Genomic DNA, 25,392 nt, shown 5'->3' with positions numbered 1-25,392 from the left:
TTCATGATGCGCAAGTGAGCTCATGATTGGATGTCCTACCTTGCGGTGGGACGGTCCCGGTCTTGCCCGCTCTGGCGGTGCCGGGTTGACGTTTCACGGCCACCAGCCCCGCGAGCGGGGTCTTACGGTCGGCTCCACGTCCGTTTCGCGTCTCCGAGCCACTCCCGGCGACGGTGACCGCCAGCGCGGCCAGGTTCCGTGCGGCGTTGACGTCCCGGTCCAGGACGAGGCCACAGGTGGTGCAGGTGTAGGTGCGCTCGGACAGGGCGAGCTTGGTTTTCACTACGCCGCAGCCCGAGCAGGTCTTCGAGGACGGATACCACCGGTCGGCCACCACCAGCCGCCCGCCATTCCACCCCGTCTTGTACGCCAGTTGCCGGCGCAACTCGGCGAACCCGGCATCGGCGATCCGCCGAGCCAGCCGCCGGTTGGCCAGCATCCCGGCCACGTTGAGGTCTTCCACCACCAGCGTGCCGTACTCGCGGGCCAGCCGGGTGGTCAGCTTGTGCAGACCGTCACGGCGCAAATGAGCAACCCGGGCATGCGCCCGACCGAGCCGGACGCGCGCCCGCTCCCACCGCTTCGACCCACGCCGGCCCGTGCGCCGGTCAGGGTCGACCCGGCGAGAGGCGCACCGGGCGAGAGCGCGCATCCGGCGGGTGGCCGTGTGCAGGTAGCGTGGGTTGGGCTCCACCTCACCGGTGGACAGCACCGCCAGATGCTTGACGCCCAGGTCTACGCCGACCACCGCTTGTGGCTGGTGTGGAGTGCGTGCGGCGCGGTTGACTTCGACGCAGAACGCCACGAACCAGCGGCCACCGTCGCGGCGCACCGTCGCCGACAAGATCCGGGCGGTGCCCGCCTCCAGCCGGCGGGCGAGCTTGCGAGCCGACTCGTGCAGCTTCAACCGGCCCAGCCGGGGCAACACCACATGCCTGCGGTCCCGCTCGACGCGGATGGCCCCGGTGGTGAACCGCACCGAGGGTGTGGACCGGCGGCGTGACTTGAAGCGGGGGAACCCGACCGGGCGCCCGGCGCGCTTGCCGTGACGGGAGTCCGACCAGTTCTTCAACCCCCGGGCCAACGCGTCCAGGCCCGTGTTGAAAGCCTCCTTCGAACACTCGGCCCACCACGGCGCCACATCGGACTTCGCCTGATTCCACGCTCTACGCAGCGCCGGCAGAGACCAGCCCTGCGTCGGGGTCAGGTCCACCTCGTCGATGCCATAAGTGCGTTCGGCAGCCCGCTGATCCATTACCGCCTTGACTCGGGCCAGCGCCCAGTTGTGCGCCACCCGCGCCGCCCCCGCGTGAGCCAACACGGCCCGCTCCTGTCGCGGCGTCAGGTCCAACGCGAACCGGTACGCCTGCACGACACTCAACCGCTCCCGGCCCGCCACGCCCAGCACGATAAACACCCGCTACGACATTCACGCGCAACCACCATGGCCACCCGCAAGCCACGCTTCCAAGGTCACCAACACATACCAATGTCTACTCAACCGGCAACAGTTGACAGCCCCTCCACCACGGTCCCGCCAGCCCGGGCCCACCAGCCTGAGCCGGCCGGTCCAGGCGGTGGCCAGCCCGGTGATCCCGCCACCGACGACCGCTGCCCGCCACGGTTACGGCCACCCGCCCGGCCCTGCCTGCGCGCACTGCCCGCCCGGCCCGGGCCGAATCGCCGGCGCGCCGCGGGTGCCCGGCGCGGCCCGACTGTCGGGCGCAGCGTTGGCGCCCGGTCATCTGCCCGGAGAGCGATATACCTGGGAGTCACAAATATGCCTGAGAGTCATGTCGCTCGTGAGCGGTGCCGCATCCGGGGACGCTGCCGACGGTAGCCGTCACCGGACGGGTGCCGCCGCTCGCCGGGTCGTCAGTCCGCGGCGCGGCCGCCAAATCCTGTTCCGCCGTGCCGCCGGGCACATTCGGGAGCCGGAGCGGAAACAGCGACGGGCGCCGTACCCCTGTTCGGGGTACGGCGCCCGGGGCGCGGTGTCGCAGCGGGTCAGCGCTGGTCGAGGTTGCCGGCGGTGTCCTCCTGGTAGCTGGCGCCACCGTTGGACTCGCTGGTCAACGGCCTGGCGCCGCCCTCCGGCGGGCCGGCCAGGCTCTGGCCGGCGGCCAGCTCCGGGAACTTCAGGTCGAACGCCGGCCGCTCGGAGCGGATCCGCGGCATCCGGTCGAAGTTGCGCAGCGGCGGCGGCGAGCTGGTCGCCCACTCGAGGGAGTTGCCGTGACCCCACGGGTCGTCGACCTCGACCACCGGGCCGGTCTTGTACGACTTCCAGCAGTTCCAGATGAACGGCAGCGTCGAGATACCGGTGATGAAGGCGCCGATCGTGGAGATCGTGTTCAGCGTGGTGAAGCCGTCGCTGGGCAGGTAGTCGGCGTACCGGCGGGGCATGCCCTCGGCGCCGAGCCAGTGCTGAATCAGGAACGTGGTGTGGAAGCCGATCATGGTCAGCCAGAAGTGCACCTTGCCGAGCCGCTCGTCGAGCATCCGGCCGAACATCTTGGGGAACCAGAAGTAGATGCCGGCGAAGACGGCGAACACGATGGTGCCGAAGAGCACGTAGTGGAAGTGCGCCACCACGAAGTACGAGTCGTGCAGGTGGAAGTCGAGCGGCGGGCTGGCGAGCAGCACGCCGGTCAGACCACCGAAGAGGAAGGTCACCAGGAAGCCGACCGCCCAGAGCATCGGGGTCTCGAAGGTGATCTGGCCCCGCCACATGGTGCCGATCCAGTTGAAGAACTTCATGCCGGTCGGCACGGCGATCAGGTAGCTCAGGAAGCTGAAGAACGGCAGCAGCACCTGACCGGTGGCGAACATGTGGTGCGCCCAGACGCTCATCGACAGGGCGGCGATCGAGATGGTGGCGGCGACCAGACCCTTGTAGCCGAAGATCGGCTTCCGGGAGAAGACCGGGATGATCTCGGTGATGATGCCGAAGAACGGCAGCGCCACGATGTAGACCTCGGGGTGCCCGAAGAACCAGAACAGGTGCTGCCAGAGCATCGGGCCGCCGGTGGCGGGATCGTAGACATGGGCGCCGATCAGGCGGTCCGCGGCGAGCGCGAAGAGCGCGGCGGCGAGCAGCGGGAAGACCAGGATCGCCAGCAGGCTGGTGACCAGCATGTTCCAGGTGAAGATCGGCATCCGGAACATGGTCATGCCGGGGGCACGCAGGGTCAGGATCGTGGTGATCAGGTTGACCGCGCCGAGGATGGTGCCCAGACCGGAGATGGCCAGGCCGACCACCCACATGTTCGCGCCGACGCCGGGCGAGTGCTCGACGCTGCTCAGCGGGGTGTACGCCGTCCAGCCGAAGTCGGCCGCGCCACCGGGGCTGACGAAGCCCGCCACGGCCATCGTGCCGCCGAACAGGTACAGCCAGTAGGCGAAGGCGTTCAGCCGGGGGAACGACACGTCCGGCGCGCCGATCTGCAGCGGCACCACGTAGTTCGCGAAGGCGAACACGATCGGCGTCGCGAAGAACAGCAGCATGATCGTGCCGTGCATCGTGAACAGCTGGTTGTACTGCTCGGGCGACAGGAACTGCAGGCCCGGCCGCGCCAGCTCGGCGCGCATGATCAGGGCCATCAGGCCACCGATCATGAAGAACGCGAACGCGGTGACCATGTACATGATCCCGATCTGCTTCGCATCCGTGGTGCGCAGCAGCCGCGCGATTGCCGACCCCTTGACCGGCTCTCGGACCGGCCAGGGCCGGGTCACGACCGGCTTGGGTGCGACGGTGGTCACGAGTGGCCTCCGGTTCTCGGTTGTCCCGCTCGGCGCGCGCTGTGTCTGCGGGCCGTCATCCGCAAGGAGGATAGTCCCCGGCAGGTGGCCTCGCCGCGTGGGGTGGGCGGCTACGATCACCCGCCCCGGCACCGCCCCTCAGAGCGGGTCGACCAGCAACCGGTAGTGCTCCTGGAAGATCCGTCCGCCGCGCCCGCGCAGCAGCGGGTCGCGCAGCGCGGGCGGCACGTCGCGGGTCCGGTTGCGGTCCCGGGTCCGGTCCCGCACCCATCGGGTACGCGGTCGCCGCCGACTCTCGTACGCCAGCAGCGCGGCCTCGACGCTGCCGGCGGCCTTCAGCGACTCGGCGAGCACGACGGCGTCCTCCAGGGCCATGGCGGCGCCCTGGGAGAGGGTCGGCGCGGTGGCGTGGGCCGCGTCACCGACGAGCAGCACCCGGCCGTGGAACCAGCGGCCCAGCTCCACCTCCTCGGTGATGCCGACGTGCACCTGGTTCAGGGCGGCCAGGACCTCGGGCACCGGCCCGCCGTAGCCGGCGCAGAGCTCCCGCAGCCGGGCCAGCGGGTCGGCCGGTGGGACGGTGCCGGCCTCGTCGGCGTAGCAGTACAGCCGCCCGGCGCCGATCGGCACCAGCAGGAAGCCGGACCGCTGGCCGAGCAGGGCGGTCCAGTCGGCGATCCGGGGCCCACCGCGCACCACGCCGCGGTAGACGACCTGCCCGGCGGGCCGGGGCGGGCCGCCGAGGGCGGCGAGGGTGCGGACCGCCGAGCGCGGCCCGTCGGCGCCGATCACCAGGTCGTACTCCCCGGAGGTGCCGTCGGTGAAGCCGACGGCGACCCGGCCGGGGCCCGGCTCGACGGTGCTGACCTCGGCGCCGTGCCGGACGGCGCCGCCGGCCCCGGTGAGCAGCACCCGGTGCAGTTCGGCGCGGGGCAGCGCCCGGCACTCCCCCACCCCGGCCCAGAGGGCGTCGAGGTCGACCTCGCAGAGCGGCGCGCCGGCCGCGTCCAGGAAGCGCTGGCGGTGGATCACCTGGCCGAGCGGGCGGACCGGCCCGTCGAGGTCGAGCCGGCGCAGCGCCCGGGCCGCGTTGCCGGGTAGGTAGAGGCCGGTGTCGACCAGCTCGGTGGGGGGCAGCTTCTCGGTGACGTCGGGCCGGAACCCCGCGAGCCGCAGCGCCCGGGCCACGGCCAGACCGGCGATGCCCGCGCCGACGACGAGGATGCGCAGGGGGGAGCAGCCACCCATGGTGGTGTACGCCTCCGGAGGGGTTCGGCACGCGTTGGAGGCAAGACATTACTCGGCGCAATCAGTACACACCAGGGCCGATCGTCCCGCCCCGGCCGCCCCTCCCGGCGGCCGAAATTTCCTTACGGCCTGCTGAACGTCGTTCCGTCGGCGTCCGCAGGTGCAGAACATCAGCAGCGCGCCCGGCAGCATCAGCTACAACTACGTCAGGAAGCGTCGGGCGTCCGGACCCGGCTCACCGCGCCGTCAGTGCCCCAGGGCGTCGATGTCGCGCATCTCCTCCGCGGTCAGCGAGAACCCGAAGATGTCGGCGTTGGCCCGGATCCGGTCCGGGGTGACCGATTTCGGGATCACCACGATCTCGTGGTCGATGTGCCAGCGGAGCACCACCTGCGCCGGGGAGACGTTGTGCGCCTGGGCGATCCGCACCAGCACCGGGTCCGAGAGGTCGCTGGTCTTGAACGGGCTGTAGCCCTCCAGCACCACGCCCCGGTCCCGGTGGGCGGCGTGCGTCTGCCGGTCGTACAGCGACGGGCTCCAGCGGATCTGGTTGACCGCCGGGGTCTCCTCGGTGGACTGGATCAGCTCGTCGATCTGGCTGATGCTGAAGTTGCTCACCCCGACGGTGCGGGTCATCCCCTCGTCCCGGGCGGCGAGCAGCTCACGCCAGACCGGGATGCTGTCGCCCGGCGCGGACGGCGGCCAGTGGATCAGCCACAGGTCGAGGTAGTCGGTGTCGAGGGCGCGCAGGCTCGCCTCGATGGTCTCCCGTTCCCGGCCCACCCGGTCCGGCGGCAGCTTCGTGGTGAGGAAGACGTCCTCCCGGCGCAGGTCGCTCTCCTGGATCGCCCGGCCGACCTCGTCCTCGTTGCCGTACATGGTGGCGGTGTCGATGTGCCGGTAGCCGGCGTCGAGGGCGGCGAGCACGGCCTTGTAGCCGGCCTCGCCGGTGGCCTGCCAGGTGCCGAAGCCGAGCAGCGGCATCCGGACGTCGCCGGCGAGCGGAACGGTGGGCTGTTCAGCGCTGGTCATGGCGGCTGTTCTACCCCTGATCAGGCCCGCCATGCCGGCGACCCGCCGACACCTCCGGAACCGGTCGGACCGGGGCGGCAGCGGCGGCTCCGGCCGGAACGGCGCGGCGGGGCGGCTTTCCGGGGAAGGGGGACGAATCGTCCGGGCGGCGCCCTGCGAGCGGCCCCGGGGTGCCGCAGAATGCGGGGATGGCGGACCGGCTGGAGGAGTACCGGCGGCGGAGGGACGCGAAGCGTACCCCCGAACCGGTGCCGGGACGGACTCCGGAGCCGGCGCGGGCGGGCCGCGCCAAGGCCCGGTTCGTCATCCAGCAGCACCACGCCCGCCGGCTGCACTGGGACCTGCGGCTGGAGCACGAGGGGGTGCTCGCGTCCTGGGCGGTGCCGCGCGGCCTGCCCCGCGAGCCCGGCCGCAACCACCTGGCCGTGCACACCGAGGACCACCCGATGGAGTACCTCACCTTCCACGGCGAGATCCCGGCGGGCGAGTACGGCGGCGGGAAGATGACCATCCATGACACCGGGACGTACCGCGCGGAGAAGTGGCGCGACGACGAGGTGATCGTGGTGCTCGACGGGAAACGGACGAAGGGCCGCTACGTGCTCTTCGCCACCGGCGGCCGGGACTGGATGGTCCGCCGGACCGATCCGCCGCCGCCCGGCTGGACGAGCATGCCGGAACTGGTCCGGCCGATGCACCCCACGAAGGCCGGGCGGCTGCCGAAGGACGAGTCCGCGTGGGGGTACGAGCTGAGCTGGGACGGGGTCCGGGCGATGGCGTACGTCTCCGGCGGCCGGCTGCGGCTGCTGGCGGAGACCGACGAGGAGATCACCGGGACGTACCCGTGGCTGCGGGCGCTGGCCGAGGAGCTGGCACCGACGGAGGCGGTGCTGGACGGCGCGCTGGTCCGGATCGACGGCGCGGGCCGGGTCCGGCCGCCGACCGGCCGGGGCGGCCCGGAGGCCCAGTTCCTGATCTTCGATCTGCTCTGGCTGGAGGGCGTGACCAGCATCGACGTGCCGTACGCGAAGCGCCGGGAGCTGCTCGACGGTCTGGCGCTCGCCGGCCCGCACTGGCAGACTCCGCCGTGGTTCCCCGGGGTCGGTGCGGACGCCCTGCGGACCGCCCGTGAGCAGGGCCTCCCGGGGGTGGTGGCCAAGCGGCTCGACTCCCCGTACGAACCGGGTCGGCGCAGCCGACGCTGGCTGAGCATCGACACGAGCTGAGGAGCATCGTGCACCTGACGCACCTGGAGTGCCCGCGCTGCGGCGCGGAGCGCCCGGCGGACAAGTTGCAGAACCTCTGCGACTGCGGCTCCCCGCTGCTGGCCCGCTACGACCTGGCCGCGGTGGCCGCCTCTGTGACCCCGGAGCAGTTCGGGCTCCGCCCGGCGGACCTCTGGCGCTACCGGGAGCTGCTGCCGGTGGCCGACCCCCGGTTCGTCACCACGCTGGGCGAGGGCTGGACGCCGCTGCTGCGCGCCCCGGCGTACGGCGCGGAGATCGGCATTCCGGACCTGCTCGTCAAGGACGAAGGGCTCACCCCGACCGGGTCGTTCAAGGCGCGCGGCGCGGCGGTGGGGGTGAGCCGGGCCCGGGAGCTGGGCGTCGAGCGGATCGCCATGCCGACCAACGGCAACGCGGGAGCGGCCTGGGCGACGTACGCGGCCCGGGCCGGGATGGGCGCGACGATCGCCATGCCGCTGGACGCGCCGACCATCTGCCGCCGGGAGTGCCTGGCCGCCGGGGCCGACCTGCGCCTGATCGACGGCCTGATCAGCGACGCCGGCCGGTGGGTCGCCGGCCTGGTCGCCGAGTCCGGCGGGCGGATCTTCGACGCGGGCACGCTGCGCGAGCCGTACCGCCTGGAGGGCAAGAAGACCATGGGGTACGAGATCGTCGAGCAGCTCGGCTGGCAGGTACCCGACGTGATCATCTATCCGACCGGGGGCGGGGTCGGGCTGATCGGCATCCACAAGGCGCTGCACGAGCTGCGCGAGCTGGGCTGGGTGGAGGAGAAGCTGCCCCGGCTGGTGGCGGTGCAGTCCACCGGCTGCGCGCCGATCGTCCGGGCGTTCGCCACCGGGGAGCCGCGGGCGACCCCGTGGGCGGACGCGCACACCGTGGCCTTCGGCATCACCGTGCCGTCGCCGCTGGGCGACGAGCTGATCCTGGACGCGCTGCGGGAGAGCAGCGGGACCGCGATCGCGGTGGACGACGCGGAGATCCTGGCCGACCTGCGCGACTTCGCCGCCCGGGAGGGGCTGCTGCTCTGCCCGGAGGGGGCGGCCTGCCTCTCCGCCGCCCGGCAACTGCGGGCGGGTGGCTGGATCCGGGCCGGCGAGCGGGTGGTGGTGCTGAACACCGGCGCGGGCCTGAAGTACCCGGAGACGGTCGACGTTTCGGGCGTGCCGGTGGTGTAAGGAGGCCCCTTCTTGACGCCTGCGGTAGAGCAGGGGCCTCTTTTTAACAGCCGCCTCAGTCGGCGGTCGGGTCGGTCAGTCGCCAGGCGGCGCTGATCAGGCCGATGTGCGACAGCGCCTGCGGTGTGTTGCCCAGCTGCGCCCCGGTGCTCAGGTCGATCTGCTCGGCGAAGAGGCCCAGGTCGTTGCCGTGCCCGAGGACCTTCTCGAACAGCACCCGGGCCCGGTCCGGCTCGCCCGCCATCACCAGGCACTCCACGAGCAAGAACGAGCAGAACACGAAGCCGGCCGGGTCGGTGTTCCAGCGCCGGACCAGCCCGTCCTCGGTGCTCAGCTCGCGTTCGATCACGTCGATGGTGGAACGCATCCGCGGATCGGCCGCGGGGAGGAAGTGCACCATCGGCAGGAGGAGCGCCGAGGCGTCCAGCTCGGCCGAGCCGAAGGCCCCGGTGTACGCGCCGATCCTGTCGTTCCATCCCTCGCGCAGCACCGTCTCGCGGATCTCGTCCCGGATGGCCGCCCAGCGGCGCGGGTCGGCCCGGTCCCCGAGCTGCGGCGCCAGCTGCACCGCCCGGTTCAGCGCCGCCCAGCAGAGCACCTTGGACGACAGGAAGTGCCGCTCGACGTCCCGGGTCTCCCACATCCCCCGGTCGGCCAGCCGCCAGGTCGCGGCGACCTGCTCGGCCAGCCCGACCACCATCTCCCGCAGCTCCTCGTCGAGCGTCTCGCCGAGATAGTCGTGCAGCCGCCAGACCGCTGTGATCACCTCGCCGGGCACGTCGAGCTGTCGCTGCAGCCAGGCGTCGTTGCCGATCCGCACGGGTCGGCTGCCTGCGTACCCGCGCAGGTGGGGGCACTCGTGCTCGGAAAGGTCCCGCTCCCCCTCGAGGCCGAAGAGCACCGGCACCGGCTGGTCCCCGACCTGGCCGATCGAGCGGGCCACCCAGGCGAAGAGCCGGGACGCCTCGGCGGGGCAGGCCGCCACCCAGAGGGCGCGCATGGTCAACGCGAAGTCGCGCAGCCAGGAGTAGCGGTAGTCGTAGTTGCGGTCGCCGCCGATCTGCTCGGGCAGCGACGTGGTCAGCGCGGCGGCGACCGCGCCGCTGCGTGCGTAGGTCAGCCCGGTGAGCACCGTCGCGCTGTTCCGGACCTGCTGGGGGTACTCGCCGTCGTAGCGGTGGGCCTCCCGGAACGCCTCCCATGCCTGCGCGGTCTCGGCGAGCGTGATGACCGGATCCAGCCGGGCCGGCGGAGGTCCGTAGACCGGGGCGTACGCCAGGTCGAAGCCGACCACCTGCCCGGCGGCCACCTCGAAGGTGTGCGCCACCCGGTCCCGGTCGACGCGCAGCGCCTGCCCGCCGCCGCGCAGTATCAACGCCACCGGTCCGGCGGTGGCCAGCACCCCGCCGTCCGGCTGCTCGTGCAGGTACGGGGTGAGCAGCCCGTACTCCGGGCGCGGGGCGAAGTCGAGGTGCATCCGTACCCGCCCGCTCAGCCCCTCGACCACCCGCAGCAGCACCGCCGGCGAGTTCATCCCCAACTGGTGGCCGCGGGCGCCCAGCTCGGCGGCGAGCGCGTCGGTGACCGCGACGCTCCCCTCGGGGGTGTGGTGGACGGTCCGCAGCACCAGGGTGTCCGGCCGGTACGCCCGCTCCACCCGGCTCGCGGCCAGCGGCGCGATCCGCCAGTGGCCGGCGTCCGGGTCGAGGAGCCGGCCGAAGACAGAGGTCGTGTCGAAGCGGTCCGGGCACCACCAGTCGACCGACCCGTCCCGGCCGACCAGGGCGCCGGAGCGGCAGTCGGAGATGAATCCGTAGTCGGAGATCGCCGGCTGGTCCACCCGGCCCGGGTACCCGGACGCGGCGCGTTCAGGCCGGGCCGTCAGGCGGTCGGCGGCTCGTCCTGGCCGGCCGCCTCCGCCGCGTCGGCCTCCTCCTTGGTCCGGTGCACGGCCTGGTCGGCGTGCTCCGGTGGCCCGTAGACGGTGTAGAGGACCAGCGGGTTGGGGCCGGTGTTGACGAAGTTGTGCTTCGTGCCGGCCGGTACGACCACCAGATCGCCCGAGACGACCTCCTTCTTCTCGCCGGCGACCCGGGCCTCGCCGGTGCCGCTGACGAAGGTCAGGATCTGGTCGATGCCCTCGTGGACCTCCTCGCCGATCTCCCCGCCCGGCGGGATCGTCATGATCACCAGCTGGGTGTGCTCCCCGGTCCAGAGCACCCGGCGGAAGTCCGGGCTCTTCTCGGCGACGGTCGCGATCGTGAAATGCTCCATGGCGCGCACATACCCGGTCGGACCCGCGGTCACGCCGGGACTCGCAGATGGTGGAATTCCCCACTGCTCCGTGGTTTGGATCCCCTCAGGGCGGGCATCTGGAGCGCCAAGACCGGTGCACGGACGGCCGGTCGAGCCAGGTCCCCGCTGTCGTACCGCCGTCCGGCTGCGGTGGTGGGAGACGGCCAGAGCGCGGCGACGTTACGACTTCGGTCGAACGGCGCCGTGCGCTCGTCTGTGCGGCCACCCGCGCCCCGCCGAGCTGCGCAAATGTCCTCAGTCGTCGGCCGCGGTCACCGGTTCCGCGCCGACGCACCGCAGCTTCAGCTCGTGCTCACCCTCGGGACCGACGAACCGGTGAGGCCGAGGTGGAGCACCGGCGTCCGGTGTGGAGCGTCAAGATTGTCAAGGGCGGCAGGGTGCTCGAGGTCAAGGTCGACCGGGGCAACGGCGCCGTGGACGAGATCGAGCGGAAGCGGTCCGACGACCGCAGCGGTGACCGTACCCGCACCCGGACCGACGACCGCAACGACGACCATGGTGGCGATCGCACGGGCAGCGACGACGGGGGACGACGACTGAGTGACCGATCCTCTCCGGGTCGGGGCGGACCACGTCCGCCCCGACCCCGGAGCAGGTCGGCGCGGTGCTGCGCAGCCCGGTCACCAGCCGAACCGGTGGTCGGAGAGCCTGTGATCGGCGCCGATGTCTCGCTACCCTGAAGTATGGTGCCCGCCCACGGCGGTCGGGCGGCGGAACCGGTCTACCGCCCCATTCTGGCCGGTCGCCGAGGTGAGCTCGAGGCACTGGCCCATCTCGACGACGCCGCCGTTCCGCTGCTCGCTCCGGTTCTCGATGTCTGTGTGGTCGATCCGTGCACGGTGGACCTCGTCGGCCGGCTGCCGGCCGGGCTGCTCCCGGCCGTCGACGTCTCCGCGCTGCCGGACGTTCCGGAGAGCGAGCTGGTCCGCTGGGGCGTACCCCTGGTGCCGGTGGTCGGGCTGGCGGAGAGCGACCGCCGGCTGGTGGCGCACGGGGTGGCCGCGCGGGCGTACGCCCGGCGGGCCGTGGTCCGGCTGCGGACCGGGCAGGACCGGACGGGCCCGGACGCGACGACGACCGCGGTCGAGCGGGTCTGGCGGCTCGCCCGGCTGGTCCCGGAGCAGTGCGACCTGCTCGTCGACGCGGGCGATGTCTGCTGCCCGGCGGACGTGCGGCTGGCCGAGCCCCGGATCCGGCGGCTGCTGGACTGGGCCCGGCGGCACGCCTGGCGCTCGGTCACCGTGGCGGCCGGCGGGATGCCGCCGAACCTGGCCCGCCTCCCCACCGACGAACCGGTACGCCTCGACCGCTTCGACTGGCAGCTCTGGCAGCGCCTGGCCGACCTCGGCGTGGGGTACGGCGACTACGGCGTCGGCTCCGCGGTGCCGGGCGCGGACGGCCCCGGCGACCGGCTGCCGACGCTGCGCTACACGGCCGACGGGGCCTGGTGGGTCTACCGCTGGTCGCGGCGGGGCGGTCGGGGCGACGACCGCTTCGCCGACCTGTGCCGGACGCTGGTGGCGGCCCCGCACTGGCCGACGGCCGGGGCGGCGTTCTCCTGGGGCGACCACGAGATCCTGCGCCGGGCCCGGCGCGGGGCGGGAGCCGGGTCGGCGAGCAACTGGGCGGCGTGGAGCACGTCGCACCATCTGGCGTACGTGCTGGGCACCCTGCTCCGGCCGGACCGCGGGCAGCGGCCCGGGCCCTGGGGCGCCGGCCAGGACGCCCCCGAGCGGGGACGGTCCGGCCGGCCGCACCGGGGCGGGGAGACCCGCCGCGCGGGCTGAGCCGCGCCGGTCACTCCTTCTCGGTGAAGCCGAACTGCACGATCCCCTCGTCGTCGACGGTCGCGTCGACGGAGGTGTCGTGAAGCAGCTCGGCGGCATCGGCGTCGAGGAAGATCCGGGCACCCTCGTTGTCGACCACCTGGTCGCCCTGCGCCGGCTGCGGCACCAGCTCGATGGAGAGCGAGCCGGCGTCGGTGTCGGCGGCGATGCGCAGGCCGCCGTCCTGGCCGACGTCCTGCTGGGTGGCGAGGTCGCGGATCACCATTACGGCGTTGTCGGTCATGCTCAGCATGGCGGAACTCCTCGTGCTGTTCGGGATCGCGGTAGGTCGGCGCGGCCGCGCGGGCCGGGCCCGGACCCAGGAAGGCGAATCGGTCTTCGCCGTGCAAACCAGGGCAGCTTGAACGCCCCTCATGGCCTACGGTGCCCCCTGGCCGGGCATCCGTCAAATAGAGCGGGGTCAGTCGACACCGTGCCGGCCGGCGCCGGGCGTGACCCGCCCCGGAACGGGTAACCGGGGTGGCGACCAGGGGTTTTCCGGACCCGGACCGACCCGGATGTCCATAAGCTCGACGGCGTGGACGACGCCCGCCGGCGCACCGCCGGATCGCTCGGCCGCCGGGCCGCCGATCGGCCCGGCCCGGCCCGCCTCGGCCAGGTCCCGTACGCTGCGCGCCGACGTGGCGTCGCCGGTGACCGTGCGCACCCCGGCCGGACGCTCGCGGTGCTGGCCGATCGCCTGCTGACCCGGCGCCGGGTCCGGCACCGATTCTCCGGCCGGCGCGCCCCAAGGTCGATTACCCGCGAGGTAAGGGCGGGTCAGACCCGTTCGAGCACCACCACCGGGATCTCCCGGTCCGTCCTGGCCTGGTACCCGTCGTACGCCGGCCAGATCGCGGTCATGGTGCGCCACATCCGGGGCTTCTCCTCCGGGGTGGCGAGCCGTGCCCGGGCGGTGAACTTCTCCGCCCCGACCTGCACCTGGACCTCCGGCTCGGCGACCAGGTTGAGGTACCAGGCGGGGTGCTCGGGGGCACCGCCCTGGGAGCCGACCACCAGGTAGGCGTCGCCGTCCCGGCCGTAGATCAGCGCGGTGCGCCGCAGCTTGCCGCTGCGCCGGCCCCGGGTGGTCAGCAGCAGGGTCCAGACGCCGGGACGCCACTCGTGGCCCTCCGCGCCGTCGGTCTCGACGTACCGGCGGATGTGGTCGGCGACCCACCCCTCCGGGCTGTCCAGCACCTGCTCGCTCGCCGTCATGGGTCCCCTCCCGGGTCGTCGGCCGGCCCTCGCGCCCACGCTACTCCCGGCCGGCGGACGGCACCGCGCGAACAGCGGTCAGCGCAGCCCGACCGCCTGCACGCTGACGTTGCCGCAGTCCCCGAAGGACTCCTCCACCGTCCAGTTCACCAGCAGCTTCGCCCCGCGGGGCGCCCGGAACCGCACGGTGAACTCGGCGGTGTGCTGGGTGTGCGGGTCCTCCATCCGCAGCGTGCTGGTCGGCCCCCCGGTGGAGAGCCGCACGTCGAGGCGGCCCCGGGCCATCCAGAGGCCGGCGAAGAGCCGTACCGTGCGCGGCTCGCCGTCGGCGGTCACGGCGAGCGCGAAGCCGCTGCCCCGGCCGCAGGTGTAGAGGCCGGACGTGGTGCCGCTGGCGGACCCGACCGGTGCGCCGTCCCGCCAGGTGTACTCCTCGGGGTTGTTGCTGTAGCTCTCCCGCTGGCCGCGCCCGCCCTCGTCGCGGATCGCCCCGGAGCCGTTCCGCTTGCGCACGGGCTGGTCCGCACCGAGCAGTCCCCAGTGGAGCCAGTCGACCGGGCCGGCCGCGCTGAGGTCGACGCGGGCCGGCACGTCCGCCCGGGTGACGGTGAGGACCGGTTCGACGGCCGGCCGGGACGGTGAAGGCGACGGCGGCCGCTGCCGGGGACGCAGCCCGGGCGAGGCGGCGTCGGCGTCCGGCCGCTGGGGCGACGGTACGCCCGGCCGCCCGGCCCCGGGCGCCGGTCCGCCGGCGCTCTCCTCCTGGCCGGGCCCCGCGTGCTGCTCGGTGCCGAGGTACGCGACGACGGCGGCCAGGCAGGCGAACGCGGCCACCGCCTCCACGATCCAGCGGCGGCGTCGCCGGGCCCGCGCGATCCGCCGCAGCGTCGACCGGGGCTGCCGGTGTCCGTGCGGGGACGACGCCCGGCCGCCGATCCGAGTGCGGTCTTCCTCCGCCACCGAACCTCCGCTCCCCACCCACGCACCGGCCGGCGGACGGGCGGGGCGGGACGCTTCACGTTTCCATCGGCCGGGCGAATGCGCCATATGGGGGCGGCTCTGCGTTTCCAGTTCGTTACCAAGCGGTACCGGACGGCTCCGGACGGCGGACCCGGGCGCGCAAAACCGTCCCGGACGAATCCGCGGGCCGCCCGGACGCCGCTCAGCGGCGCTCCCGGCGGCGCAGCCCGCGCCCGGGGTGCCAACTTTCGATCACCAGATGGTCGGGCGGGTCACCGACCCGGGTCAGCACCACCTCGGTCAGCTCGACCCGGAACCGGTGCGAACCGTCCTCGCCCGGCGGCTCCTCGTGCGCCACCCCGGCGATCTTCGCGTCGCCGCCCCAGGACCCCGGATCGTCCTCCGGGGCGTCCTCGGTCGGGCAGTGCAGCGCCACCCGGGGGTCGCGCCGCAGGTCGAGCGCCTTCAGCGCGCCCGCCATGCTGCCCAGCCGGAGCTGCCCGTCGGCGGCGAAGTCGAACTCGGTGCCGCTGATCCGCGGCGAGCCGTCCCGCCGCAGGGTCGCCATCGTGCCGTGCTTGCGTACCTGGAACCGGGCGCGGACCCGCGCCGCGAAGTCGGGTTCGGATGCCACCAGGTCGGACCACCATGTCATGGCCCCGAGCCTGGCAGGAAAACCTGACAGGACGCGGCGTCTTTGCCCGCGGCCGTCAGCGGATCTCGAAGCCGAGCGCCTGCGCCAGCACGATCGCCTGCTCGGCGTCGACGATCGCGCCGGCCCGCTCCACCACCGTCGGGTCCAGCGCGGTCAGATCGCTGCCCCGCAGGTCCGCGCCGGAGAGCCGGGAGCTGTGCAGCTGGGCGCCGGACAGGTCGACGCCGGTGAGCGTCGCGCCGGTCAGGTTGGCGCCGGTCAGGTCCACCTCGCGCATCCGGACGTCGGTGATGCTCACCCCGCGCAGGTCCGCGCCCGGCAGCGCGACGAACGACCAGTCGCCGCCACTGATCCGCAGCGGGCGCAGGTCGCACTGCTCGAAGCTGCTGCCGACCAGCTTGCAGCCGGTGAACTCGGCCTCGAAGAGGTTGCACCGCTTGAAGGTGCAGCGGGTGAAGGCCGAGTCGGTGTGCCGGGACGCGTTGAACGCCACGTTGCCGAAGACGCAGTCGGTGAAGGCGGCCCCCTGGCTGACCGCCTCGGTGAGGTCGACGTGGAAGAACGAGCAGCGGACGAAGTGCCGGTCGACCAGCTCTTCGGCGTACCAGTCCTCGTGACGGTAGGTGACGTCCTCGGTGGGCTCAGGCATCGGGCCAGATTAGTGGCGTGGGACGACACTTCCCGACCGGCGTACCGACGAGTAGGTTCGGCGGCGTGAGCGTGGCAGTGAGCACCGACCCGGACCGTATCGGCTTCGACCCCGCCCGGCTGGCGCGGATCGACGAGCACTTCGGCAGGTACGTCGACGACGGCCGGCTCGCCGGCTGGCAGATCGTCGTCACCCGCCGGGGCGAGATCGCCCACTCGTCGACCTACGGCCTGCGGGACCGGGAGGCCGGCGCCCCGGTCGAGGCCGACACCCTCTGGCGCATCTACTCGATGACCAAGCCGATCACCTCGGTCGCGGCGATGATGCTCTGGGAGGAGGGCCGGTTCGAGCTGAACGACCCGATCAGCCGCTGGCTGCCCGAGTTCGCCGACGTCCGGGTCTACGACAAGGGTTCGGTGCTCAAGCCGTACACGGTGCCGGCGGTCGAGCCGATCCGGGTCTGGCACCTGCTCACCCACACCGCCGGCCTGACGTACGGCTTCGCGCAGAGCACCGTGGTCGACGGCCTCTACCGGGCGGCGGGGTTCGACCTGGGCGTGCCGGCCGGCGCGGACCTGGCGACGGCCTCGGCGGGGCTGGCCCGGCTGCCGTTGCTCTTCCAGCCCGGCACGGGCTGGAACTACAGCGTCTCCACCGACGTGCTGGGCCGGCTGGTCGAGGTGGTCTCCGGGCAGCGGCTGGACGAGTTCTTCACCGAGCGGATCCTCCGGCCGCTCGGCATGACCGACACCCGCTGGTGGGTCGACGAGCCGGACGCCAAGCGGCTGGCCGCCCTCTACACCCCGCACCCGGCGACCGGGCAGGCGGTCCGCGCCGACGGCGTCGGCCGGTGGGCGCTGGCCGAGCCGAGCTGGCTCTCCGGAGGCGGCGGGCTGGTCTCCACGGCCGCCGACTACCACCGCTTCACCCAGTTCCTGCTGCGCGGCGGCGAGCTGGACGGGGTTCGCCTGCTCGCGCCGCGGACGCTGCGCTTCATGACCCGCAACCACCTGCCCGGCGACCGCGACCTGGCCTCGTTCGACCCGGAGGGCTTCGCCGAGACGGTGCTCGACGGCATCGGCTTCGGCCTCGGCTTCGCCGTGGTGCTGGACCCGGTCCCGGCCCGGGTGCCGAGCAGCGTGGGCGAGTTCTACTGGGGTGGCCTGGCCAGCACCGCGTTCTGGGTGGACCCGGCGGAGGAGGTCACCGCGCTGCTCTTCACCCAGCTCATGCCGTCGAGCACGTACCCGCTGCGTTCGCAGCTGCGCCAGCTCGTCTACTCCGCGCTGATCGACTGACCGGCCGGGGCGCGTCGCCGGGTGGCGGCGCGCCCCGGCGTCGGTCAGGCCAGCCGCTGCGCGCGGATCGCCGTCACGGTCGCGGTGCCGCCGCTGGTCAGACCCGAGATCAGGTACGCGTGGCTGGTGCCGTCCGGCAGCACGGTCCACAGGTCCGGCGTGCCGTCGACGTTGATGTCGGCGGCCCAGAGCGTGCTGATCGCCACGCCGGTGTTCCAGTTCGCCGCCACCTGGTACTGCGTGTGGGCCAGCGAGCCGGTGCCGTCGCCGTTGTCGACCAGGGTGACCCCGGTCCAGAGGTAGAGGCCGCCGCTGGTGGCGTTGCGCAGGAAGATCGCCGTGCCGGAGGAGAGCTGGGTGCTGGTGATGCTCCAGTTCTGCCAGTCGGTGCCACCGGTCGGGGTGGGGTTGGTCAGCGTGGAGCCGTAGAGGTAGAGGCCGGGCGCCCCGAAGCTCGGCAGGTAGCCGAGACCGTAGCCGCGGACCGGGTCGCCGTAACGGCCGATCAGGTCCGGGAGGCCGTTGTCGTTGCCGTCGGTGACGAAGGCGTTGACCAGCTCCAGCGGGCTGTTGCCGTTGGGGTCGGCGAGCTGGCTCGGGTCGATGCTGGCCTGGTTGCCGCTCACGTACGGGTCGAGCATCGTGCCGTCGCCGGCCCCCCGGATGATCCCCGCCCCGCCGGGGTTGGCTCCGCCCGGGTAGTAGGCGAGGAAGTCCTCGGCGGAGCCCCCGAAGAAGCGGCCCGTGACCACCTGCGCGCCGTCGAACTCGGCGGGCAGGCCGGCGCCGCCGACACCGTTGCCGCGCAGGCCGATGTTCGTGGCCGGGGTCTGGGGCGACGCCGGGATCGGCGGAACGGCACCGACCGGGCGGTCCGCTCCATAGCCTGGGAGGCGAGGCAGGTCGGGGCGGGAGGTGGTCAGGCCATGAGCAACATCGTCGTGTTCGGCGCCGGTGGCACCGCGGGGTCGCGGATCACCGCCGAGGCGGTCGAGCGGGGTCACCGGGTCACCGCGGCGGTACGCCGCCCGGAGGCGACCAGCTACCTGCCGGCCGGGGTGCGCACGGTCACCGGCGACGCCACGTCGGCGCGCAGCGTACGGGACCTGGCCGACGACACCGACGTCTTCGTGGTGGCGGTCGGCGGCGGTGACCGGACGCTCTGGCGGGACGCCGCGCAGACCCTGGTGAACACCCTGCGCGAGCTGCCCGACCCGCCGCGGGTGATCCACGTCGGCGGCGGCGCGACGCTGCTGACCCCGAAGGACACCCCGTACCTGGACGAGCCGGACTTCCCGGCCGAGTACCGGGATTCGGCCGAGGGGCAGGCCGACGCGTTGGCCGTCTACCGCTCGGCGGCCGACGGGGTGACCTGGACGTACGTCTCCCCGCCGCCGCTGGAGTTCCACCCGGGCGAGCGGACCGGCCACTACCGCACCGGCACCGACCACCCGGTGACCGACGCCCAGGGCCGCTCGGTGCTGACCTACGAGGACCTGGCGGTGGCGATCGTGGACGAGATCGAGAGCCCGCGGTTCCCGAACGCCCGCTTCACCGCCGCGTACTAGTCGGCGAGCCGGGCGGGGAAGCCGCCGGTGGCGATCGGTCCCCAGCTGTCGATGGTGACCCGGATCAGCGACTTGCCCTGCTTGACCATCGCCGCCCGGTACTCGTCCCAGTCCGGGTGCTCGCCGGAGATGCTGCGGAAGTACTCCACCAGCGGTTCGATGGCCTCGGGCAGGTCGAGCACCTCGGCGGTGCCGTCGACCTGCACCCAGGGCCCGTTCCAGTCGTCGGAGAGCACGCAGGCGGAGACCCGGGGGTCGCGCCGGATGTTGGTCACCTTCGCCCGCTCCGGGTAGGTGGAGATCACCAGCCGGCCCGCGCCGTCCACCCCGCAGGAGACCGGGGAGGACTGCGGCCGGCCGTCGGCGCGGGTGGTCATCAGCACGACCTTGTGCCGGGGGCGGAGGAACTCGATGAGGGCGTCCCGGTCGACCCGGGTGTTGCTCGCGATGCTGCGTGCCATGCCACGGTTCTACCAGGCCGCCGGCCCGCGGGCCGGGTGCGCCCCGGCCGGGTGGCGCGGCGTCACCGGGGGTGGCCGGCTTCGCGGCGCGGGGTTGGCTGCGCCGGCACCCGGGGGCGGGCCGTCGGCCGCCAGGCCCGGCCGTTGGCGTAGATCACCCGGAACCCGAGGTACGACGCCAGCGGCGCCCAGTGCGCCGAGCCCATCCGCAGCTCGGCGGCGTTGTGCCGCTGACCGTTGGCGAGCACGTCGAGCAGCACGGTCTCGAAGGCGGCCGACTCGACCCAGTCGACCTCGCGGGTGAAGCCGCAGATCAGCGCCGCCCCGGTGATGTCGAGGAAGTCCCGCAGCGCCGCGTCGGAGGCGCGCAGCACGGAGCAGCTGCCGAAGTAGAGCCGCCGCCCCTCGCACCGGCCGGCCATCCGTTCGGCGACGTCGGCCAGCTCGACGGAGTCCCAGTCGGTGAGGCAGAGCCGGCTCGGTTCGCCGTGCATCGCGAAGAAGCCGACCCGGTAGTCGGCGTACTGCTTGAGCAGCCAGCGGTCGAGGAAGTAGAAGAGCTCGTCGCGGGTGGCCGCGTCCTTGTGGATGAACCGGATCCGGCCGAGCCGTTCGAGCAGCTCGAGCGTGGGCAGGACGGACCCGCGCTCGTTGAGGTCCCGGTGCCACTGGCCCTCGATGCAGAAGACGCCACCGCGTGCCACGCCCACCTCCCCGTTCGCGGAGCCCGGCGCAGACGTTACCGGCCCCGGGTCACGCGCCGGCATCACCCTCGGTGCCCTCGAATCGCCGATTTCGTCACCTCTGTGCATTTCCGGGGCGCCTCTGCCCCGGACGCCAAAACTGGCCGTTTCGTAATTGGCCGCAATTCACGACTGATGCCCATGAGCAGGCAGTTATGAGAACAATTCTGCTTATTAGGCCACGAATCAGCCCAGCGGCTGTCAGGGTGGAAGGGACGGGACGTCCCGGTCGATGTCCCGATCACCATCCCACTGGCTCTTCTATCGGGAGGACTTCTGTGCGCGTGAACACCTTGAAGCGGGCTCTCGTCGCGTTCGCCCTGGCGTTGCCCGGGGCCGCGATCGCCACGCTGGTCGCCGCGCCGGCGGCCCATGCCGACGGCTGCTACACGTGGCAGCGGACCTTGTCCCAGGGGCGGTCCGGCGCGGACGTCCGCCAGTTGCAGATCCGGGTGGCCGGCTGGGCCGCGTACCGGGACATCGTCCCCGTCGACGGCAGCTACGGACCGGAGACCGCCGCCGCGGTCAGGCGCTTCCAGGCCGCGTACGGGCTGCGCGCCGACGGGATCGCCGGCCCACAGACGTTCAACAAGCTCTACCAGTTGCAGGACAACGACTGCTCGCCCGCGCACTTCAGCTACAGCGAGCTGGACGGCGGCTGCGGCCAGGGCGGGTTCAGCGGGGGCCCGCTGTCGGCCGCCAGCACCCGGGCCAACGCGACGCGCACCATGTGGAAGCTGGAGGCCTTGCGCCGAAAACTCGGCGACGAGCCGCTCCGGGTGACCAGCGGCTTCCGCAGCACGGCCTGCAACCGCCAGGTCGGGGGCGCGTCCAAGAGCCAGCACCTCTACGGCACCGCCGCCGACGTCGTCCCCAGCACCGCCACGCTCTGCCAGGTTGCCAGGGAAGCCCGGAGCCACGGCTTCAGCGGCATCCTCGGCCCCGGCTACCCCGGCCACAGCAACCACGTGCACGTGGACTCCCGCCGGGAGAACAACAGCGACGGTCTGCCAAACACCACCACCTGGTCCGCGCCGAACTGCGGGGTCAGGTGAGGCAGCTGGACCGGACATCGACGGCGGCCCGGCGCAGGGGTGGGGGACCCTGCGACCGGGCCGCCGTCGTGCCACCCCGGGTCGCGGGCTGTCGGGCGTGCCCCCGATCAGCTCGCCCGGGGCCAGCGCGGCGTGGTGGCCGGGGGCGCTACCGGCCGACCGGTACCGCCGGGCCGGATGGCGGGCCGCACCCCAGGTGCGACGATCCGGCCGGCCTGGCCGCGCGGGGACTGGGTGACCGGGGCCGGCGGACGCGCGGACGCCGGCCCGGTCAGCACGAACGGGAAGGGCACGTGCACGAACGGGTTGCCGTGCCGCACCAGCGCGTCGATCTGCCGCTCGTTGAGGCCGTGGGCCGCCAGCACCCGCCGGCCCCAGCGGTGCAGCCGGCACGGGTACGCCGCCCCGTCGTTGCGACACTTCGGTCCAGCGGGCCACTCCTCGGCGGCGTGCACCACCACCGCCCGGACCGCGAGCCGGACATCCTCGGGGGTCAGCGGCGCCGGCACCGGCACCTCGCCCAGGATCTGATCGATGGGATCCGTCGACTGCTCACCAACTCGCACGGCAGGCCTCCCGCAGCTCGGCAGCGGTGCGGCTGACCCGCCGCACCACATCCTCGCCCGGTGGTACGGCCCCGGGCCGGCAGGAGTTCAATCCCCAGGTCCGTCACCGCGGGAGGCCGGTAGCGTTTCCGGCAGGACAGCGAGGCCGGGAGCGTGCGATGACCGAGCGGCAACCGTACCGGGTGGTGGCCCGCCATCCGGGCTTCGAGCTGCGCCGCTACCCGGCACACCTGGTGGCCGAGGTGCGCGTCGAGGGTGACTTCCCCACGGCCGGCAAGGAGGCGTTCCGACCGCTGGCCCGGTACATCGGCGGGGCCAACCGGTCCCGGCGGCAGATCGGCATGACGGCGCCGGTGGTGCACGAGCCCGCCAGGGCGCAGAAGATCGAGATGACCGCCCCGATGGTCCAGGAGGAGGGCGACCGGCCCGGCTGCTGGCTGGTGCGGTTCGTGATGCCGGCGAGCTTCACCGCGGCGACGCTGCCCGAGCCGGAGGATCCCCGGATCACCACCCGGGAGATCCCACCACAGCTCGTCGCCGCGACGCGGTTCTCCGGCCGCTGGACCACCCGGGCGTTCGAGGAGCGGGCCACCGCGCTGGGCCGGGCGGTCGCCGCCGCCGGGTTCCAGCCGGCCGGCGCGGTCCGGTACGCCCGCTTCGACCCGCCGTGGAAGCCGTGGCTCCTGCGCCGTAACGAGGTCGCGCTCCCCGTCGCCGAATAGGTCGGCGGCCGGCGCGGTCGCCGGGTCACCCCTAGACTCCCGGTGTCCCGCCCCCGGCCCAGATGGGAAGTCCCGTGCGTCGCTGGCCCGCCGCCCTGGCCCTGGTCCTGCTGCTCGCCGGCTGCGGCGGCGGAACCGAACGGGCGGCGCAGCCGCCGGCCTGGCAGACCCCCTCGCCGACCGCCCCGGCCCCGCTGACCGCGCAGGAGGCCAAAGGCCGCTACCTGGCGATCGTGGCGCCGTACAACACGGCGCTGGAGGAGCTGCAGGAGGCGCTGAAGGCGGGCCGGCCGTGGCGTACGGTCCGCGCCCTGGCCCGGACGGTGGCCACCACCAACGCCGCCCACGCGGAGCAGCTGCGGACGACCGTCTGGCCGGCGAAGGCGCAGGCCCCGGTGGCGGCGCTGCTCAAGGAGAACGACCTGGCGCTACGGCACTGGAAGCTGGCCGGCGAGGCGACGAGCGCCGCGGCGCTGATGCGGGAGATCCGCGCGGCCGCCGCGCACGACGGCGGCGAGCAGGCGAACAAGGTACGCGCCACCCTCGGCCTGCCGGTCTACAAGAAGCCCTGAGCCGCTCGGCCGGTACGGTTGCGCTGCCGGCACGGTAGCCACTGGCGCCCGATCCCGACGCGGCGGTGGGCCCGTGCCGCCGTGCGGCACGGGCCCACCCGGTGGTGGTAGGTCCTAATTCCTGTTGCCGGTATTGCTGACCTGGAACGTGTAGTCCGCGTCGAGGACGGTGAGGTCACCGGTCGGCAGGTTGGAGATCAGGACGGCGAAGTCGTCCTGGTTGCCGTTGGCGCACTTCGTCTGCAGACCGCTGGCGGTGAACTGGTCACCGGTGAACCGGTAGACCCAGTTGCCCGCTCCGTCGGTGGTCTCCCCCGCCGAGGTGGTGCCCGGCGTCAGGTCGCAGTGGGCCACGATCTGCACGGTCCAGTTGTTCTTCTGGACGCCGTCGGTCAGGAACCAGTCGCCGGCCGGCGACGAGAGGGTGGCGGCGGCGCCGTTGACCCGTACATCGTCGACGAACCAGCCGGTGTCCAGGTACGCGGCGTCGGTGGAGTACCGGAACCGCACGTCGGTGGTGCCGGCCGGCAGGTCGGCGGTGAGGTGCTGGTAGACCGGGTCGTCCACGAAGTACTCGCCGCCGGAGGTGCCGGTCAGGCCGTTGCCCTCGGTGTTGTTGCCGTGCGGGTCGTCGTTGGTGGTAACGACCTGCCCGGCCTCGTTCTTCACCGGCACCGTCACCCAGTTGCCGCCGACCAGGGCCTCGACGAAGCCGAAGTCCCAGCCCTCCTCGATGAAGTACCAGCTCCAGAAGTCCAGCGAGGTGACCGGGCCGGAGGTGGCGACGTCGAGGATGTTGTCGGACTGGCTCTCGTAGCCGGCGTACCAGTGGTTCGGGGCGCTGTGCGGGGCGACCACGGTCTGGTCGTCGCCGTCGAACGCCACCGACACCGTCGGCCCGGGGTTGCGGAACCGCTCGACCGACATGCCGAACGGCACCGCGGTGGTGTCCGTTCGGTTCTTCAGCCGCGCCCACTTGGCCTCGGGCGTCGCGCCGGTGTAGCTGCCCCGGCCCGCCCAGAAGACGTCGTCGGCGATGTCGATGGTCCACGACGTGTCGGCCGGGTTCCCGAAGTCGAAGGCCTTGATGTCGTAGATCGGCGACTGCTCGTCGTCGAGGTAGACCGCCACGGACCAGTCCCGGAACAGGTCCGCCGCGCTGCGCAGGTGCGCGCCGGTCGCCGCGTTGAAGTCGTCGATGGCGTTCTGCACGCCGGTCATGCCGTCGGCCTGCTCCTCGAAGATGGTCTTGATGAGCAGGTCACCGGCCTTGCCGTCGTACTGCTTGTCCGGGGTGTAGGTGCCGTCGCCGTTGCCGCCGGCCTGTTCCCAGAGGTACTGGAAGTAGGTGAACGAGGCGCCGTAGTTGGCCAGCGTGCCACCCCAGCGGGTCAGCGAGGTCTCCTCGTAGAAGACCTGGTGGTTGCTCAGGTGCGAGCCGCCGGCGTCCAGGCCGTTGAGGAAGATGGCGAAGTCGGCCAGGCCCTCGTCCACCCAGGAGAGCTCGCCCGGGTCGCTGTAGTTGTGCAGCAGGTGCTGCAGCTCGTGGGCGACCGTGCCCTCGTACAGCTCGGGGCGGTCGTTGGCCGGGTTGGCGTCGCGCCACGGCGAGTCGTTCGGCCCGACCCGGTTGGCCCAGTCGAGGGCGTCGACCACGATCACGTTCATGCCGACGCTGTCGATGAAGTCCGGCGCGAAGTAGCCGGCGGTGTAGGACCCGACGGCGCAGTCGTAGTAGGCGTCGTCCTGGATGTTGTAGAGGACCATCACCAGCGAGTCGCTGGCCGGCTCGTCCGGGTCGGCGGCCTGCATCGGGCCGAAGTGCTCCTCGTCCACCGCGACGATCTGGTCGGCGAGCTTGTCGCCGACGTAATTGATCTCGGCCTGGGTGAGGGTGAACTGAGCCGGCGTGGCGGTGGCGCAGGGGGTGAACTCGTCGGTCGGGTTGTGGTCGAACTGCGGGTCGAGGCTGGCCACACCGGTCGGCGCGGTGCCGTCGAGCGGGGTCCCCTTCGGGACGTAGATGTAGACCGGGGTGCCGTCGGGGGTGGTGTTGGCGTACACCCGGGTGAAGTCCTGGTCGTACGTCCCGCCCGCGGCGCTGTCGTTGATCGGCAGCGTGATGGTCGGTTCGCCGGGAAGGTTCTCGTGATCGTCGGCCTGGGCCGGGGCCGAGACCGTGAAGGCGAGCGCCGTGGCGCTCGCCGTCAGGGCCGCGATCCGGCTCCATCGTGTCATTCGCAACGCGGATGCCTCCTGCCGGTGGGGCGGTGGACAGCTCCGGCCACCGCCGTCGGTGTGCGCTTCCGACCCCTC

Annotated in this window: 25 protein-coding genes; 8 read left to right on the top strand and 17 right to left on the bottom strand. The window is 72.8% G+C overall.

The window, feature by feature from the left end; all coding sequences use genetic code 11:
• Position 1 precedes the first annotated feature (1 nt).
• From tnpB to ACTWO6_RS06475, 4 genes are all read right to left on the bottom strand, one after another.
• Positions 2–1,417, bottom strand: coding sequence for an IS607 family element RNA-guided endonuclease TnpB (tnpB, locus tag ACTWO6_RS06490; RefSeq protein WP_446218749.1), 1,416 nt, complete (start codon positions 1,415–1,417; stop codon positions 2–4).
• A 590-nt stretch (positions 1,418–2,007) separates the two neighbouring features.
• Positions 2,008–3,765 (bottom strand): aa3-type cytochrome oxidase subunit I, encoded by a 1,758-nt coding sequence (gene ctaD / locus ACTWO6_RS06485; RefSeq protein ID WP_446218748.1) that lies wholly within the window; start codon positions 3,763–3,765, stop codon positions 2,008–2,010.
• Between the two features lie 138 nt (positions 3,766–3,903).
• Entirely contained in the window at positions 3,904–5,013 is a 1,110-nt protein-coding gene (locus ACTWO6_RS06480) for an FAD-dependent monooxygenase (protein ID WP_446218747.1), read from the bottom strand.
• Between the two features lie 246 nt (positions 5,014–5,259).
• Positions 5,260–6,045 (bottom strand): aldo/keto reductase, encoded by a 786-nt coding sequence (locus ACTWO6_RS06475; protein WP_446218745.1) that lies wholly within the window; start codon positions 6,043–6,045, stop codon positions 5,260–5,262.
• A gap of 188 nt (positions 6,046–6,233) precedes the next feature.
• Between ACTWO6_RS06475 and ACTWO6_RS06470 the strand changes: the two genes are divergently transcribed.
• Positions 6,234–7,271 carry a DNA polymerase ligase N-terminal domain-containing protein gene (locus tag ACTWO6_RS06470; protein ID WP_446218744.1) on the top strand — a complete coding sequence of 346 codons (1,038 nt, stop codon included), beginning with the start codon at positions 6,234–6,236 and terminating at the stop codon, positions 7,269–7,271.
• 8 nt (positions 7,272–7,279) lie between these two features.
• A complete protein-coding gene (locus tag ACTWO6_RS06465; RefSeq protein WP_446218743.1) occupies positions 7,280–8,467 on the top strand; it encodes a threonine synthase in 1,188 nt (395 codons plus the stop codon).
• 55 nt (positions 8,468–8,522) lie between these two features.
• On the opposite strand, the gene ACTWO6_RS06460 is transcribed toward ACTWO6_RS06465, so the two are convergent.
• The gene (locus ACTWO6_RS06460) at positions 8,523–10,307 is read right to left on the bottom strand and encodes a glycoside hydrolase family 15 protein (RefSeq protein ID WP_446218742.1); all 1,785 of its coding nucleotides are present in this window, start codon (positions 10,305–10,307) and stop codon (positions 8,523–8,525) included.
• A 41-nt stretch (positions 10,308–10,348) separates the two neighbouring features.
• On the bottom strand, positions 10,349–10,741 hold the full coding sequence (locus tag ACTWO6_RS06455) for a cupin domain-containing protein (protein WP_130332459.1): 393 nt from the start codon (positions 10,739–10,741) through the stop codon (positions 10,349–10,351).
• A gap of 725 nt (positions 10,742–11,466) precedes the next feature.
• On the opposite strand from ACTWO6_RS06455, the gene ACTWO6_RS06450 reads away from it, so the two are divergent.
• Positions 11,467–12,570, top strand: coding sequence for a beta family protein (locus ACTWO6_RS06450; RefSeq protein WP_446218741.1), 1,104 nt, complete (start codon positions 11,467–11,469; stop codon positions 12,568–12,570).
• 10 nt (positions 12,571–12,580) lie between these two features.
• Here ACTWO6_RS06450 and ACTWO6_RS06445 read toward each other — a convergent pair whose 3' ends face one another.
• The 6 genes from ACTWO6_RS06445 to ACTWO6_RS06420 form a co-directional block, all read right to left on the bottom strand.
• A complete protein-coding gene (locus tag ACTWO6_RS06445; protein ID WP_446218739.1) occupies positions 12,581–12,862 on the bottom strand; it encodes an adhesin in 282 nt (93 codons plus the stop codon).
• A 168-nt stretch (positions 12,863–13,030) separates the two neighbouring features.
• Positions 13,031–13,336 (bottom strand): hypothetical protein, encoded by a 306-nt coding sequence (locus ACTWO6_RS06440; protein WP_446218738.1) that lies wholly within the window; start codon positions 13,334–13,336, stop codon positions 13,031–13,033.
• 53 nt (positions 13,337–13,389) lie between these two features.
• The gene (locus ACTWO6_RS06435) at positions 13,390–13,827 is read right to left on the bottom strand and encodes a nitroreductase family deazaflavin-dependent oxidoreductase (RefSeq protein WP_446218737.1); all 438 of its coding nucleotides are present in this window, start codon (positions 13,825–13,827) and stop codon (positions 13,390–13,392) included.
• A 78-nt stretch (positions 13,828–13,905) separates the two neighbouring features.
• The gene (locus ACTWO6_RS06430; protein WP_446218736.1) at positions 13,906–14,787 is read right to left on the bottom strand and encodes a hypothetical protein; all 882 of its coding nucleotides are present in this window, start codon (positions 14,785–14,787) and stop codon (positions 13,906–13,908) included.
• A 202-nt stretch (positions 14,788–14,989) separates the two neighbouring features.
• Positions 14,990–15,442: a pyridoxamine 5'-phosphate oxidase family protein gene (locus ACTWO6_RS06425; protein WP_446218735.1), complete on the bottom strand. Its 453-nt coding sequence runs from the start codon at positions 15,440–15,442 to the stop codon at positions 14,990–14,992.
• Between the two features lie 55 nt (positions 15,443–15,497).
• Positions 15,498–16,091, bottom strand: a complete 594-nt coding sequence (locus ACTWO6_RS06420) for a pentapeptide repeat-containing protein (RefSeq protein ID WP_446218734.1) — start codon at positions 16,089–16,091, stop codon at positions 15,498–15,500.
• Positions 16,092–16,156: 65 nt separating this feature from the next.
• On the opposite strand from ACTWO6_RS06420, the gene ACTWO6_RS06415 reads away from it, so the two are divergent.
• Entirely contained in the window at positions 16,157–17,389 is a 1,233-nt protein-coding gene (locus tag ACTWO6_RS06415; RefSeq protein WP_446218733.1) for a serine hydrolase domain-containing protein, read from the top strand.
• A gap of 44 nt (positions 17,390–17,433) precedes the next feature.
• On the opposite strand, the gene ACTWO6_RS06410 is transcribed toward ACTWO6_RS06415, so the two are convergent.
• Positions 17,434–18,141: a hypothetical protein gene (locus ACTWO6_RS06410; protein WP_446218732.1), complete on the bottom strand. Its 708-nt coding sequence runs from the start codon at positions 18,139–18,141 to the stop codon at positions 17,434–17,436.
• A gap of 174 nt (positions 18,142–18,315) precedes the next feature.
• Here ACTWO6_RS06410 and ACTWO6_RS06405 point away from each other — a divergent pair, with 174 nt between their 5' ends.
• Positions 18,316–18,957, top strand: a complete 642-nt coding sequence (locus ACTWO6_RS06405; RefSeq protein ID WP_446218731.1) for an NAD(P)-dependent oxidoreductase — start codon at positions 18,316–18,318, stop codon at positions 18,955–18,957.
• Here ACTWO6_RS06405 and ACTWO6_RS06400 read toward each other — a convergent pair.
• Entirely contained in the window at positions 18,954–19,418 is a 465-nt protein-coding gene (locus ACTWO6_RS06400; protein ID WP_446218730.1) for a PPOX class F420-dependent oxidoreductase, read from the bottom strand. The genes ACTWO6_RS06405 and ACTWO6_RS06400 overlap by 4 nt on opposite strands.
• Positions 19,419–19,480: 62 nt before the next feature.
• Positions 19,481–20,122 carry a DUF6642 family protein gene (locus ACTWO6_RS06395; RefSeq protein WP_446218729.1) on the bottom strand — a complete coding sequence of 214 codons (642 nt, stop codon included), beginning with the start codon at positions 20,120–20,122 and terminating at the stop codon, positions 19,481–19,483.
• A 317-nt stretch (positions 20,123–20,439) separates the two neighbouring features.
• Between ACTWO6_RS06395 and ACTWO6_RS06390 the strand changes: the two genes are divergently transcribed.
• Entirely contained in the window at positions 20,440–21,216 is a 777-nt protein-coding gene (locus ACTWO6_RS06390) for a D-Ala-D-Ala carboxypeptidase family metallohydrolase (protein ID WP_446218728.1), read from the top strand.
• Between the two features lie 107 nt (positions 21,217–21,323).
• Here ACTWO6_RS06390 and ACTWO6_RS06385 read toward each other — a convergent pair whose 3' ends face one another.
• Positions 21,324–21,782 (bottom strand): hypothetical protein, encoded by a 459-nt coding sequence (locus ACTWO6_RS06385; protein WP_446218727.1) that lies wholly within the window; start codon positions 21,780–21,782, stop codon positions 21,324–21,326.
• Between the two features lie 158 nt (positions 21,783–21,940).
• Here ACTWO6_RS06385 and ACTWO6_RS06380 point away from each other — a divergent pair, with 158 nt between their 5' ends.
• Together ACTWO6_RS06380 and ACTWO6_RS06375 are read left to right on the top strand one after the other, a co-directional pair.
• Positions 21,941–22,504: an SOUL family heme-binding protein gene (locus ACTWO6_RS06380; RefSeq protein WP_446218725.1), complete on the top strand. Its 564-nt coding sequence runs from the start codon at positions 21,941–21,943 to the stop codon at positions 22,502–22,504.
• A 74-nt stretch (positions 22,505–22,578) separates the two neighbouring features.
• On the top strand, positions 22,579–23,076 hold the full coding sequence (locus ACTWO6_RS06375) for a hypothetical protein (protein WP_446218724.1): 498 nt from the start codon (positions 22,579–22,581) through the stop codon (positions 23,074–23,076).
• 114 nt (positions 23,077–23,190) lie between these two features.
• Here ACTWO6_RS06375 and ACTWO6_RS06370 read toward each other — a convergent pair whose 3' ends face one another.
• Positions 23,191–25,314: a hypothetical protein gene (locus ACTWO6_RS06370; protein ID WP_446220573.1), complete on the bottom strand. Its 2,124-nt coding sequence runs from the start codon at positions 25,312–25,314 to the stop codon at positions 23,191–23,193.
• Positions 25,315–25,392: the final 78 nt, after the last annotated feature.

It is taken from the genome of Micromonospora sp. IBHARD004 (assembly GCF_052814115.1).
Note: the sequence above shows the minus strand (reverse complement) of the source record. Positions and strands in the feature narration are given on the sequence as shown.

What these genes read in the sequence shown, in the direction of transcription:
- ACTWO6_RS06480 (WP_446218747.1), bottom strand. Translation starts at nt 5,013, where the DNA reads ATGGGTGGCTGCTCCCCCCTGCGCATCCTCGTCGTCGGCGCGGGCATC.
- ACTWO6_RS06475 (WP_446218745.1), bottom strand. Translation starts at nt 6,045, where the DNA reads ATGACCAGCGCTGAACAGCCCACCGTTCCGCTCGCCGGCGACGTCCGG.
- ACTWO6_RS06470 (WP_446218744.1), top strand. Translation starts at nt 6,234, where the DNA reads ATGGCGGACCGGCTGGAGGAGTACCGGCGGCGGAGGGACGCGAAGCGT.
- ACTWO6_RS06455 (WP_130332459.1), bottom strand. Translation starts at nt 10,741, where the DNA reads ATGGAGCATTTCACGATCGCGACCGTCGCCGAGAAGAGCCCGGACTTC.
- ACTWO6_RS06450 (WP_446218741.1), top strand. Translation starts at nt 11,467, where the DNA reads ATGGTGCCCGCCCACGGCGGTCGGGCGGCGGAACCGGTCTACCGCCCC.
- ACTWO6_RS06445 (WP_446218739.1), bottom strand. Translation starts at nt 12,862, where the DNA reads ATGCTGAGCATGACCGACAACGCCGTAATGGTGATCCGCGACCTCGCC.
- ACTWO6_RS06435 (WP_446218737.1), bottom strand. Translation starts at nt 13,827, where the DNA reads ATGACGGCGAGCGAGCAGGTGCTGGACAGCCCGGAGGGGTGGGTCGCC.
- ACTWO6_RS06425 (WP_446218735.1), bottom strand. Translation starts at nt 15,442, where the DNA reads ATGACATGGTGGTCCGACCTGGTGGCATCCGAACCCGACTTCGCGGCG.
- ACTWO6_RS06420 (WP_446218734.1), bottom strand. Translation starts at nt 16,091, where the DNA reads ATGCCTGAGCCCACCGAGGACGTCACCTACCGTCACGAGGACTGGTAC.
- ACTWO6_RS06405 (WP_446218731.1), top strand. Translation starts at nt 18,316, where the DNA reads ATGAGCAACATCGTCGTGTTCGGCGCCGGTGGCACCGCGGGGTCGCGG.
- ACTWO6_RS06400 (WP_446218730.1), bottom strand. Translation starts at nt 19,418, where the DNA reads ATGGCACGCAGCATCGCGAGCAACACCCGGGTCGACCGGGACGCCCTC.
- ACTWO6_RS06380 (WP_446218725.1), top strand. Translation starts at nt 21,941, where the DNA reads ATGACCGAGCGGCAACCGTACCGGGTGGTGGCCCGCCATCCGGGCTTC.
- ACTWO6_RS06370 (WP_446220573.1), bottom strand. Translation starts at nt 25,314, where the DNA reads ATGACACGATGGAGCCGGATCGCGGCCCTGACGGCGAGCGCCACGGCG.